10 protein-coding genes are annotated in these 12857 nt (G+C 33.1%); 8 read left to right on the top strand and 2 right to left on the bottom strand.

The genetic code is table 11. The features are described from left to right. The first annotated feature begins 4 nt into the window (after nt 1-4). From lpxB to AC3DU7_RS10935, 3 genes are all read left to right on the top strand, one after another. Nucleotides 5-1195: a lipid-A-disaccharide synthase gene (gene lpxB / locus AC3DU7_RS10945; protein WP_488039383.1), complete on the top strand. Its 1191-nt coding sequence runs from the start codon at nt 5-7 to the stop codon at nt 1193-1195. Nucleotides 1196-1886: 691 nt separating this feature from the next. Next, on the top strand, nt 1887-2408 hold the full coding sequence (locus AC3DU7_RS10940; protein ID WP_488039382.1) for a hypothetical protein: 522 nt from the start codon (nt 1887-1889) through the stop codon (nt 2406-2408). 711 nt (nt 2409-3119) lie between these two features. Beyond that, complete coding sequence (locus tag AC3DU7_RS10935) at nt 3120-3518, top strand: ribosomal maturation YjgA family protein (RefSeq protein WP_488039381.1); 399 nt, start codon at nt 3120-3122, stop codon at nt 3516-3518. Between the two features lie 284 nt (nt 3519-3802). On the opposite strand, the gene cobA is transcribed toward AC3DU7_RS10935, so the two are convergent. Together cobA and AC3DU7_RS10925 are read right to left on the bottom strand one after the other, a co-directional pair. Beyond that, nucleotides 3803-5383, bottom strand: a complete 1581-nt coding sequence (gene cobA / locus AC3DU7_RS10930) for a uroporphyrinogen-III C-methyltransferase (protein ID WP_488039380.1) — start codon at nt 5381-5383, stop codon at nt 3803-3805. A 26-nt stretch (nt 5384-5409) separates the two neighbouring features. After that, nucleotides 5410-6495, bottom strand: a complete 1086-nt coding sequence (locus AC3DU7_RS10925; protein ID WP_488039379.1) for a competence protein CoiA — start codon at nt 6493-6495, stop codon at nt 5410-5412. 217 nt (nt 6496-6712) lie between these two features. On the opposite strand from AC3DU7_RS10925, the gene AC3DU7_RS10920 reads away from it, so the two are divergent. The 5 genes from AC3DU7_RS10920 to AC3DU7_RS10900 all read left to right on the top strand — a co-directional run bounded on the left by AC3DU7_RS10920 (nt 6713) and on the right by AC3DU7_RS10900 (nt 12720). Further along, nucleotides 6713-6859: an element excision factor XisH family protein gene (locus AC3DU7_RS10920; protein ID WP_488039378.1), complete on the top strand. Its 147-nt coding sequence runs from the start codon at nt 6713-6715 to the stop codon at nt 6857-6859. Nucleotides 6860-7089: 230 nt separating this feature from the next. Further along, nucleotides 7090-7419, top strand: coding sequence for an element excision factor XisI family protein (locus AC3DU7_RS10915; RefSeq protein ID WP_488039377.1), 330 nt, complete (start codon nt 7090-7092; stop codon nt 7417-7419). A gap of 148 nt (nt 7420-7567) precedes the next feature. Beyond that, nucleotides 7568-8845 carry an ATP-binding protein gene (locus AC3DU7_RS10910; protein WP_488039376.1) on the top strand — a complete coding sequence of 426 codons (1278 nt, stop codon included), beginning with the start codon at nt 7568-7570 and terminating at the stop codon, nt 8843-8845. Nucleotides 8846-8926: 81 nt separating this feature from the next. After that, nucleotides 8927-9130 carry a hypothetical protein gene (locus AC3DU7_RS10905; protein ID WP_488039375.1) on the top strand — a complete coding sequence of 68 codons (204 nt, stop codon included), beginning with the start codon at nt 8927-8929 and terminating at the stop codon, nt 9128-9130. An 8-nt stretch (nt 9131-9138) separates the two neighbouring features. Continuing rightward, complete coding sequence (locus AC3DU7_RS10900) at nt 9139-12720, top strand: ABC transporter substrate-binding protein (protein ID WP_488039374.1); 3582 nt, start codon at nt 9139-9141, stop codon at nt 12718-12720. The last annotated feature ends 137 nt before the right edge of the window (nt 12721-12857 follow it).

Here is a 12857-nt window from a genome sequence, read left to right as displayed (position 1 = left end):
TCTTATGAAAATTTTTATTAGTACAGGTGAAGTTTCTGGAGATTTACAAGGGTCTCTATTAGTTGAAGCACTCTACCGTCAAGCTCAATTTCAAGGTTTAAATTTAGATATTGTTGCCTTGGGGGGCGATAGAATGGCTGCTGCTGGTGCTACTTTATTAGGAAATACGACAAAAATTGGTGCTGTCGGAATTATTGAGTCTTTGCCTTTTGTTTTTCCTACTCTGAAATTACAACAAAAAGCAAAAGAATATATACATGATGAATCCCCTGATATAGTTGTTTTGATTGACTATATGGGACCTAATATTAGTATTGGTAGTTATATCCGCAAAACCTGGCCAAATTTACCAATTATTTGGTACATTGCTCCTCAAGAATGGGTTTGGTCTCAGGGAAAGAGTAAAACAAATAAGATAGTAAATTTAGCAAACAAAATTTTGGCGATTTTCCCGGAAGAAGCAAATTATTTTCGACAAAAAGGAGCTAAAGTTACTTGGTTAGGTCATCCCATAATTGACAGAATAAAAATAGCTCCTAGTCGGGAAAAAGCACGTCATAATTTGGGCATAAAATCAGAGACAATAGCGATCGCTTTATTACCAGCATCTCGACAACAAGAAGTTAAATATTTAATGCCAGTAATATTTCGAGCAGCACAAATAATTCAGGAAAAATTACCTCAAGTTCATTTTCTAATTCCTCTATCTTTAGAAATTTATCGTCATTCTATTGAAGAGGCAATTAAGAAGTATCAACTACAGGCAAAAATTTATCCTTCTCTGCCACAAAATAATCAAGAAATACAAGAAAGTAAAAATTTAGAAATTCTGGCTGCAACCGACTTAGCGATCGCTAAATCTGGCACTGTGAATTTGGAAATAGCTTTGCTCAATATACCGCAAGTAGTAGTTTATAAAGTTAATCCAATAACTGTTTGGATTGCCAGGAATATTTTGAGATTTTCAATTCCATTTATGTCGCCACCAAATTTGGTACAAATGAAGGCTATTGTGCCAGAATTATTTCAAGAAAATGCTACTCCTGAAAATATTGTTTCTGAAGCTTTGGAACTTCTATTAAATTTTCAGCACCGAGAAAAAATGATAGTAAATTATCAGGAAATGCGTCATGCTTTGGGAGAAGAAGGGGTTTGTATTCGGGCAGCTAAAGTAATTTTAAATTCAGTTTTGTAATAAAGTTTATTGGGAAAATTACTACTTTCTAGTCATCCTAAATTTTTTGTAGCAAGATGTTAGTAATAGTTAAGGTTTGCTGAAAAAGTCTGATGGTGATCATAGGCAACAGAGAACAGCTCCGAAGAGCAACAGCCTAGACTATCTGCTACGGCCAAATTTTCGGCATTGTCAGGGGAAAAATCTTGCACTTTTTCATAATAAAAAACCCTGGAAGCCTAAACTGGTATTGCTATATATAAATTTCTGGATGAATCAGAGGGTAACTCTCCCCTGGGCACTGGTTTACTAAATTGGTATAATTCCTATTAAGATAAAATTTGCTCGTAGAACTAATATATTCACTATTACTGATTATAAATACTATTTATCTTTTTCTTCTGTTTTATTCTGACACTATTTAGGGCTTGCTGAAAAAGTCTTTTTGCTAAGACAGGGAGTAGGGAGTAGGGAGTAGGGAGTAGTGAAGAGTCAAGAGGAATCAGGGGTTGTAGAAGACATACAAAGGAAAAATTATCCCAGGCCCAAGTCTACCCAATTCTTACCCAAATACTCAATTTTTGAGCATTCTTAGGGGAAAACAGGGGTACTTTTTCACTACCTAAAAAGCCTAAAACCAATATCAGTAAAGACTTTTATATTTAATCAGCAAACCCTATTTACTGATGAGCTGGACACAGAAATCAAAAAAATGCAAAAAAGATTATATAAACTATTTATTATTGTTACAAAAATTTTTATACTTTTAGGTTATGTAATAGTTTTAAATCCCCTAGTTTTTGCTGGAGAGATTAGAAGTAATATTATTTCTCCAGAGCTGAGAAAAAAACTAGAAAGAAAGGGATTTATTGATGGTTATCAAAGGTCTAAATCTGGCTTAGAGCCATCTATAGAAACAGAATTTGAAAAATTAAATATGGTGGAAACAATTGAAAATAACATTTATGCAGATGCTTATCTACAAGGTTATACTCAGTTTGAAATTGATTTAGGTGAGTACATAAGTATTAATCAGAAGGAACTAGAGTTACAAACTATTGCGTTTCAAGATGGTTGTTTGAGGGCAAAAATAGGGATGAATGAATTTCCGGAAATAGGTCTGAATAAGTTAGGACTCGAAGAATTAAGGGAACAGTTAATTTATCTTGATGCCTATCAACAAGGTTATACTAGGTGGCTATTGACTTATTCTTGTATACCTTCACCATATTGATATAGCAATCAGGAATGAGTTGTGAGAATTGAGGTGTTTCTTAAAAGTGTAGAATATAGCAATTATTATATTCATATGATACGTTTTTTCCTCTTCTCTGTTCCCAGCTCCGGTGTTCCCTGTTCCCTAAAAATTGCCAATATCTCACAACTCAAATCATATTGCTATATATGGTATTTTTATTTGAAATGTGGAAACCAAGTGCTATGAAAAAGGTATGGAGGGAATAGGGAATAGTAAAAGGGGGAAAACAGCATTAAATAGTAATATAGCGCTGTGCGCAGGCAACAGGCAACAGCTCATCTGGCAACAGGGGGAATAAATTGCCGATAACATAAGACTTTTAGCTATTGGGCAAATCCTGCAATTTGTAAATATACCAGCGCTCACTGCTATAAATACAAGGATATGATGGACTCAAAACAACTCTTTTTTTATTAGAAAAAAACTCAATCTATATTTAAATCTCATTTGAAAATACTATGGTAGGAGGAAGAGGAAAAAATGAATAATTTTGATTATTTATTTTATTCCGTTGTTTAAGCTATTTTATAGGTCAAATAAAGTAATAGCAACTGCTATAACAAGGAAATAAGTTTTACTTGTTAACCAAGGTATTGAATTTTATTATTTTAGTTTTTTTAGAGTTAAGGAGTGGATTAAAAAAAAAAGAAAGTTGTTAAGCTTGCAACTTATAATTTTTATGAAAATATGAAAAGATATAGAATTACAATTCTAATTTGTTTGATATTTACTATCATTTTAGGTTTTGCAACAAAATTTTATGATGGACTATTTTCGGAATGGCTAAATAATTCTTTTAGTTCAATTTTTTATGAAGCATTCTGGATTTTTTTAGTGATTTTTATTCGACCTCAACTTAAACCAAACTTAGTGGTTTTTTGGGTATTTATTTTTACCTGTTTTCTAGAATTTATGCAGCTATGGAAACCACCTTTTTTACAAACTATTCGAGCTACTTTAATGGGCAGACTGTTGTTAGGAAATACTTTTGTCTGGTGGGATTTTTTGTACTATATATTAGGTTGTACATTGACCTGGATATTTTTACGTTACTTCAAGTTTTATGATGAGAGGAGTCAGGAGTAGGGGAGTAGGGAAGTAGCAAAGTAGCAAACATAAGAATAATTAACATTAACTTAGCTTAAATTAGCATGCAAAGTGATTTTGCTTGTGCTAATTAGTTGACAACTGAAGTATTGCCTAAGTATAGCAATAATGCATGGGAATTGGTATAAAATCCCACCTTTTAAGGCGCAATATTTTTGGAGCCTTGCTCAAATCCCCGTTACAAAAATAACTTCTGACTTCTTACTTTTAACTTTTAACTTTTGACTTTTGACTTTTGACTTTTAACTTTTGACTTTTAACTTTTAACTTTTAACTTTTGACTTTTGACTTTGATCAATTCCTACCCACTTAATAATAGCTTTAGTCAACCCATCCAAAGTATATTCTTGAGCTTCCACATCTACCCTGCCTAATAAACTTTGACAACTTTGAGAAGTTTGAGGTCCGATAGAAGCAATACAAATATTTTCTAACCAATCTTGCGGTAAATTATCTTGATTTTCAGCCGTCAAATAACAAAAATTTCGCACTGTTTTAGAACTAGCAAAAGTCATAATATCTATCTGACGATTTTGTAGTGCTAATAAAGCTTCCGGTGAAATATTTTCTGGACAACTAGACTCATAAGCAGCTACTTCTATTACCTCCGCACCTTTACTATTTAACTCATTCACTAATACTTCCCTCCCACCAGTCTCTACCCTGGGAAATAAAACCTTTTTTCCACTCAAATTTTCTGGGAAATTTACCACCAAAGAATCAGCAACAAAATTAGGCGGAATAAAATCTGGTTTCAAACCACGAGCATTCAAACTTCCCGAAGTTTTTTTACCAACAACTGCTATTTTTACACCAGATAAAGCACGACAATCCTTACCTTTCTCTACCAACCTTTCAAAAAGGTAATCTACCCCATTTGTAGATGTCAAAATTAACCAATCAAAACTATCTATATTATTAATAGCCACATCTAAATCATGCCAACTTGAAGGAGGAGTAATCACTAAAGCTGGCATTTCAATTACTTTTGCCCCTGCTTGTTTTAGGCGATCGCTAAATTTACTAGACTGACCTGCGGCACGAGTTACTAAAACAGTTTTATTTGCTAAGGGCGCTATTTCAGTTTTTGCTACTGAATTTTCTCTAACCATATTATTTGGAGATTTTAAATAATCTCGTAACCTGACTACTTCCCCTACTATTATCACACAAGGGGACAAATATTCACCATAGGTTTGTTGAACAATATCTCCTAAACTACCAATCCAAATTTGTTGTTTTGGAGTGGCACAATTTTGAATAATTGCCACCGGAGTTTGAGATGTTCTTTTATGTCTTAATAACTGATGTACAATTTCATCTAAATTTCGTGCCCCCATTAAAATTACTAAAGTTTCAATCTGAGAAATTCTTTCCCAGTCTAATGCTTCTATATTGTGGGCAGTCAAGACGACAAAAGCTCTACTCATTACTGCATCTGTCAAAGGAATATTTGCCAGTAAAGGTGCAGCTAATACAGAAGAAATTCCTGGTACAACTTCAAATTCGCAATCAGCTTCAATTAATGCTTGAATTTCTGAAGTAGCACGACCAAAAATAAATGGGTCTCCTCCTTTTAGTCGAATTACTTGTTTGCCTAATTTACATTTTTCTACTAATAAGCTATTAATTTCTGACTGAGACATACTTGGTTTACCGCCACGTTTACCCATCTCTATTTTTAAACAACTTTCTGATGCTAATTGTAGAATTGAGTCATCAACTAAGGCATCATAAATTAAGACTTCCCCTTGAGTAATTAGGGAATGTGCTTTGACAGTTAAATATTCTTTACTTCCGGGTCCAGCTCCAACAATATATACTTTTCCTGGTGATTTAGTCATGTTTATATGAGTTAAGTAAATCTAAATTAGTAGTTGCAACAAAAATCTTTAGTTGGAGAATAGCACCAATGAGGAATATTTAGTTTTTCGGAAGAGATATTAACAGTTGTTTCAAAATCAATATATTGAACATCTTCATCCTTAAGATTGCAAATTTCCTGAAAATAAAAATGATTTCCAAATATTGCATCACAATCAGGACAACCAAATGAAGTATATGAGTTTCTAACTGTTTTACTATATCGAGATTTAATTTTGCCCATTTTCATATTTTGACATTTCGCTTTTTCAGTCTTCAAGCATTCATAAGCTTTACTTACAATCTCAGGGATAAATTGAGGCTCACCTATAATTTTGTCTGTTAATATAATGTAGTCTACTAAATTAAAATTACAGCCACATAAAGTTTCATAAGACTCATTGTTAACGTGATAAATATAATATTTTCCGCCACATTTCCAACAATTAACAGGAAAAAATCTGATTTTAATATCTTGCTGTTTTTTATATCGGTAAAATTGAGAAAATTTAAAATGACCAGATAAAATTTCAGTAATAAAATTCTTTAAAAGATAGGTGTTATTATCAAAAATTACTGTAGGATTTTCAGATTGGTCAAACTGTAATTGAAACATCGGTATATCTTGTATTTCTTCGGATTTTGGTAACTTCTTAAATAACCAGCAACAACGAATCCCATCTCTAGCATATTTTTGTTGACGTTCTTTTGTTTCTTCTAAAGTTTGAGGACTCCATTGAACTTCAAAAGCAAGTTGAACTAATTGATTTTTCACCTGCTTAGTAGCTAAAACATCGGCTCTCCAATCTACTCCGCTTGCTTCAGTTTTCACCTCATAACCCATAGCTTTACAAGCTCTATAAATTTCTGTTTTGCATAAAAGATGTTGCCATGTTTCTGATTTATAATTACATCCATCTTTCTTATTATGAGCAAAATGCTTAGTTCCCAATTTTGAAGTTCTTAAATGTCCTCTTGCTTCACAACAAGGTAAAATAACTTTAACTTTTTTACGTTTTAATTCTTCCCATTCCTCATCAGATAGTAGTGGGGCTAATAATTCTTGATTATCTAAGATAGCTCTTAACGGCATTTTTCTATTCGAGTAATTAGAGAATGTACTTTGACAGTCAAATATTCTTTACTTCCAGGTCTAACTCCAACAATATATACTTTTCCTATTAATAGATTCATCTTAATAGATTAATATGACTCTGAATTGTGAAAAGACTTAAGCAAAGACAATATATTATTGTCAACCAAAATTATAACGTCTTAGATATAAGAAGAGTCATTATTTATTCTTAAAAATGCCAGCCAAAGATATTTACCACGAATGGGTTAAAAAAGCACTAATTAAAGATGAATGGGTAATTTCAGTTATCAGTTATCAGTTATCAGTACCTTTGCCTGTTTGCGCAGCATTCCGCAGGAAAATATTGGGATTGAAATATTGAATTTTATTTTTTTTATCCCCTTGAAAGGGGAGGTTTGAGACCTTATTTTTTGGTCAATACTATTTATATTACAAAGTTATCAAATAAATCCGTTCCGAAAGAGTACTCTATATAGCAATCAGACAAGCAGTATTTGAAAGATTATTTACTTTATAAATCGGTAAAATGTTGCTAGAGGATAACAGTTTAAAACTCATTATTTTCAACCCCGAAAAGGAGGACATTACACAATGGATAAATCAGGAAATTATCAGATAATTATCTGTCAAGTTATCCAACCTTATGTTGATATTAAATATGCCAATGTTCCAATTAAAAATCGTGCTGCCTTTGACAATGAAAATGGGAAATATTTGATTATTTCAGAAGGATGGATAGAGCAAAAACATTTTCATAGTTGTCTAATTCATGTTGAAATTATAGATAATCAAGTTTGGATTCAGTGCGATAACACGGAAGATGGTATTGCTGATGAATTGGTAGAAGGGGGTATTCCAAAAAAAGATATTGTCTTGGGTTTCCACGAGCCAGAGGTAAGAAAATACACAGGTTTTGGATAAGCATTTCCTCCGGAATGCTCCGCAAACAGTCATTAGCTATCAGCTATTGCTTTTAATTTAGTATAAAAGCTTTATAATAGAAATTGCTTAAGCCACAAACATATAACTTATTATTTGGACATTCTATAAATCCTTTATTCCTTAAATTATGAGTAAAGATACAAAGAGAAATCCTTTCACCGTTGGCCAGCCAGTTGCTCCAGAAAGTTTTTTAGGACACCGAAATTTAATAAATATAGCGTTTGACCAAATAGACAACCGCAGTAATTTGGCTGTTTGGGGTGGCCCTGGTATGGGAAAAACTTCTTTCCTAAATTTACTGACATCTGAGCAAATCTGGCAGTCACAAAATATAGATCGATCTGAAGCCATAATTATTTATCTAAATTGCCTAGAAATTAAGCCTTTCATCCCTGCAAATTTCTGGCGGAAAATTATTTATTCAATTGGACAAAAAGCTAAAGAAGATGCTTTTGTACAACTTGTAAAAGAGTTACTGAAAAAGCCCAAATCAACTAAAGATCACCTACGCTATATTTTGAGAAAAATAGGTGAGCAAAAGAAATTTTTAGTGCTACTTTTAGATGATTATGATGCTACTCTTAACTCCCACTCTCGGTATACTGAAACTGATGTAGAAGTATTTTTGAGTGAATGTCGCAATTTAGCGTATCACTTGGAAGAAAGAAAATACCTTTCAATGATTGTAACTTCATTGCGGCGCTTGAATGAAAAAGGCCCTAGTCTTACAACAGATGGATCTCCTTGGTACAACCATTTTCTATTTCAACGATTAAAGCAACTCAATGACAAGGAAATAGGGATGTTGCTTAGTGGAATGCAAATGACAAGAGAAATACGAGATGGAATTGAAGAAATTGCAGGTGGAAATCCAGCTTTGCTACAAAATACCGGGTTTCTTTTGTATAGCAAAAGACGCTCTGGAGAAACGCTTAATGCTGAGATATTTGCCAAGGAGTTTATAGCAGCAACAGAACATTTTTTTCAAGATACATGGCAACTTGCTAATGAATTAGAGCAGGCGTTATTAATGTTAATAGCACTGTATCAATTGAAAGGTCGTGTACAAAAAACGCGCTATGATTTGAGTGATATTAGTGTTGTTTTTAGTCAGAAAGAACGAGAATTAATAGATTTAGAAGAACGATGTGTGATTAAACGAACTGTAGAACAAGAAGACACAAATTATTCATTTATTTCCACAATAATGGAGTGGTGGGTAATTAAAGAGATTGAAAATACTAATATAGAAATACTAAAACAAAGAGAGATTGTCTTTGCTAATTTTATGAGTCGTAAACAAGTAGACAAAGTTAAAGATGTAATTAACTATTTGTCAGAGCATAAGGAGGCGATTAAATCTATTGCCAAATGGGTTGGTAAGCTAGCACCATACTTGGCATAAAATTTTTTCCTTAGATATCTTCAAATTAGAAATTCCAATAATTAGTAAATATATAATTCTTAAGTCTAGTAGGGTGCGTTAATGAAATGTAACGCACCATCTATCCCAAATGTTTCTGAACTACTCAACGGTGCGTTACGGCGCAATGTAATCTTTGACAGTTCAAAAGTAATTTATGGTAAGCGTCTAACACACCCTACTGGACTAACTACATTTTTCAAGGAAGATAGTGAATTAGAGATTCCAATAATTAGTAATAGTAAAGATATAGTTTTAAGGAATTGACAATTAATATGAATTCTCCCAGAAAAAGGCGAGTTCCTTACGTTATTGGTCGTCCTATTGATGAACCAAAATTATTTTTCGGTCGAGAAAGTCTGTTCGGGTTTATAGAAGATCACTTGAAAAATAATGAACAAGTTATTCTGCTCCATGGTCAAAGACGTATAGGTAAATCCTCTGTATTACGGCATATTCCTAATAAGGTCAAATTGGGTGATGAGTTTGTTTTTGTTCTATCAGATTTTCAGGATAAAGGCCAATGCTCGTTGCGTGAAGTAGTCCATGGACTTGCTAAAGATATTGTTGAAAAACTTACTGTTGAAAAATTTATAGATAATCCTGATGTAATTGATTTAACTTTCCTTGATGATTTAGAGCAAGACTTAGAACAAGACGGGGTTAAATTTAGGGAATTCTTGGAGCAAGTATATGAGAAATTGGGTGACAAAAAATTAGTATTATTACTGGACGAGTTTGATGTATTAGATGGAAAAAATTCTAAATCAGAATTTGAAGATTTCTTTCGATATTTAAAATCAATTATTTATTACGAAAAGCGGCTTTTTATCATTCCAGTTGTAGGTAGACGACTAGATGATATGCCAAAACTACAGAACAACTTATTTAGGGGTAAACCTCAACAGAGAATAGGTTTACTAGAGGAGTTAAGTGCTCAAAGGTTGATTACAAATCCTCTTGAAGAGTTCCTAAAAAACCATAAAGAAGTTTCACTAAAATACAATGAAGCAGCAATCAAGGAAATTATAAAACTGTCAGCAGGCCACCCCTATTTTACACAAGGTATATGCTATGGTCTATTTGTAGAAGCACGGGATCAGGAGAAAACTGAGATTCTTCCTGAAGATGTAAACCAAGTTATAGATCGTACTATTGAGCTTCTTGAACCTGGGTTAATACCGTTTCGGAATGGATTGCCGATTTTAGAAAGAATTGTATTCTCAGCAGCGGCAACGGCTCAAGAGAGAGCTAAACAAAAAAATCAGTCACTTCTGCAAAACCCATTAGAGTTGCTCAAGGAGTTTGGGGTAGATGTAGAGCATGGAAATCTGCATCAGGCATCCAAAAATCTGATCGAAAATAAATTTTTAGATGAAGATGGGTATAAAGTTACAATTAAGTTTGTTCGTCATTGGTTGCTTAAATATCACCCAATACAGTCAAGTATATGGGAATTTGAAAAACTCGATCCACATGCTAGTGACTACTACAAAAAAGCAAATATATGGCGGAATAAAAGGCAGACAGATGATGAATTGTATCACTATCAGAAGGCTTTAGAGCTTAATCCCAACCATTTTAGTGCTTTATTCAGCTTGGCTGAGTTATACCTAAACAAAGCTGAGTTACACCTGGAAAGAACTAAGTCATACCCGAACAAAAACAAAGATGAGTTAGATCTGATAAGAAAAGACTTTCTCCAAGCATTAAAATTATATGAACGAGCTTACAAAGTAGATTCCGAACGTGCCCAAGATGAATATATAAAGTCATTGATGGGAGCTATTAAGTTATACCTAGAAGATCATAATTTTTCAGAAGCATCAAAATTATATAGACGATTTCTCGAAGTAAACCCCGAACGTATAGAAGATGAATACATAAATTTATCGGTGGATTTAGCCAAATCACATCTGAAGGATAAAAAATTTAAGGAAGCATTAGATTTCTATGAACTAGCTTACAATGTAAACCCTGAACGTGTAAAAGACGGATACATAAAGTTATTACTGGAAGCTACTAAGTTACATCTAGAAGAGCATAAATTTCAGGAAGCATCAGAATTATATGAACGATCTCGCGAAGTAAACCCCGAAAATGCTGAAGATGAATACATAAATTTATTGGTAGGTTTAGCCAACTCACACCTGAAAAATCAAGAATTTGAGGAAGAATTAAAATTATATGAACTAGCTTACAAAGTAAACTCTGAATCTGTCAAAGCTGAATATACAGAATCATTGGTTCGTTATGGTGACTATTTAATTAAAAATAGAGATTTAACCAATAGAGATACTATAGCCGAAATAAGAATCTTCCCTGAAAAAATTTTGGACATTGATTCTACAAACAGAAAAGCTAAACTTCAACTGACATTACTCGATCGTAAGGAAGATAATCTTAGGGAGCAGGAAGAAAATCGCGAGATAAATAGTCAAATTGAACTGTACAAAAAGCGTGGAAAAATTATAAATTTATCAGCAATTTTGATATCTTTTATGTTGATAGTAATTTCTTTCTTTTTAGGGTTAAAATTTCGACCTGCTCCTAGTTTTCAACCAGAACCAGAATTATCAGATAATGAAAAGAAAAAAAGATTTAGTCGTGGCGAAGGAACAATATTTGATGAAAATAATCAAGATATTTTCAAGTGTAATCAAAAGTTCCAAAAAAAGAAATACTCAGAAGCTGCTGAATGTTTTGGAAAACTTGTAAAAAATGATTCTGATGAACCAGAAGCATTGATTTACTACAACAATTCCCTTTCTCGTCAATCTACTAATCGTCAAGTCTTAGCAGTAATTGTCCCAGCAGATCGGGATGAAAAATCTAAAGAAATGTTGCGAGGTGTTGCTCAGGCGCAACATAAATTTAACAGCAATGAATCTTTTTCAACAAAGCCGCTAGAAATTCTAATTGTTGATAATAGCAGCAATGACCCTGAAACATCTCTCAAAGTAGCTCGCGAAATAGTTAAAGATAAATCTATATTAGGGGTTGTAGGCAATACTAACAAGAAGGCGTTAGAAGTATATGAAGCAGAAAGTTTAGCGATGATTTCTCCCACAAGTACAAATACGGAATTGAGTGAAATTTTATTTATAACTATTGATAACGAGAGATTAAGTGAAAAGCTAGCCAAATATGTTGAAGAATTAGATGTAGAAAAAGTTATCATATTTTATGATAGCAAAAGTTTATCTAGTGAAAGAATAAAAAAAGATTTTAAATATTACTTAAACCTCAACTCCAACTCTAGCAAGCTGATTGAAGAAGTAGACTTAGCCGACTTAAAAGAAGAATCCTTAGACCTAGTAGTTGAGTCTGCCATAGAACAAAAAATTAAGGTTGCTATACTATTTCCAGATTCAGAAACAGTTGACTCAGTAATTAAAATTGCCAAGAAAAATCATCAACAACCGGAAGACCAACAATTAAAATTACTTGGTAGTCACGATCTTTATTATTGCAATGTTTTAAAACAAGGTGAGCAAGCAGTTAAAGGTTTAATTTTGGCAGTACCATGGTTTAAAGGAATGCCAGAAGCAGAAAATTTTTCTACTGAAGTAAAAAATAGATGGGGAGGAGAAGTTAGTTGGCTCACTGCTGCCAGTTATGACGCGACTCAGGCTTTTATTTCTGCCTTATCTAATTCAGGCGAAAATCCTAGTAGGGATACAGTTTTGCAAAAAGTTAAAGACGTAAATCTTCAAGCTGATCAAACGTCAGGAGAAAGTCTTAGCTTTTCTTCAGGAGAGAAGCGCAAAGGTAAAGCTATTCTGGTTGAAGTTGTTGAATCATCATCAAACCCAGATTGTTCTGATTTAGATTTTAGTGAAGTAGAAGAACAATAGTGGGAGCATCTTGCTCCCTTGCTAACCATCCTTCATTCCCTTTTTTGGGGTACATCGTTTAAATATCAAGTCAAGTTTGTTTCATCAAAAGCTTTTTCTAATTCTGGAGTTAATTTTAGATAATTACTCCACAGTTT

The organism is Okeania sp. (genome assembly GCF_983059655.1).
This window is presented reverse-complemented; position numbering and strand designations above follow the sequence as displayed.

Excerpts from the sequence above, each read along its gene's own strand:
- AC3DU7_RS10925 (WP_488039379.1), bottom strand. The coding sequence starts at position 6,495 with ATGCCGTTAAGAGCTATCTTAGATAATCAAGAATTATTAGCCCCACTA.
- AC3DU7_RS10910 (WP_488039376.1), top strand. The coding sequence starts at position 7,568 with ATGAGTAAAGATACAAAGAGAAATCCTTTCACCGTTGGCCAGCCAGTT.
- AC3DU7_RS10900 (WP_488039374.1), top strand. The coding sequence starts at position 9,139 with ATGAATTCTCCCAGAAAAAGGCGAGTTCCTTACGTTATTGGTCGTCCT.
- AC3DU7_RS10920 (WP_488039378.1), top strand. The coding sequence starts at position 6,713 with ATGCCAGCCAAAGATATTTACCACGAATGGGTTAAAAAAGCACTAATT.
- cobA (WP_488039380.1), bottom strand. The coding sequence starts at position 5,383 with ATGACTAAATCACCAGGAAAAGTATATATTGTTGGAGCTGGACCCGGA.
- AC3DU7_RS10915 (WP_488039377.1), top strand. The coding sequence starts at position 7,090 with ATGGATAAATCAGGAAATTATCAGATAATTATCTGTCAAGTTATCCAA.
- lpxB (WP_488039383.1), top strand. The coding sequence starts at position 5 with ATGAAAATTTTTATTAGTACAGGTGAAGTTTCTGGAGATTTACAAGGG.
- AC3DU7_RS10935 (WP_488039381.1), top strand. The coding sequence starts at position 3,120 with ATGAAAAGATATAGAATTACAATTCTAATTTGTTTGATATTTACTATC.
- AC3DU7_RS10940 (WP_488039382.1), top strand. The coding sequence starts at position 1,887 with ATGCAAAAAAGATTATATAAACTATTTATTATTGTTACAAAAATTTTT.
- AC3DU7_RS10905 (WP_488039375.1), top strand. The coding sequence starts at position 8,927 with ATGAAATGTAACGCACCATCTATCCCAAATGTTTCTGAACTACTCAAC.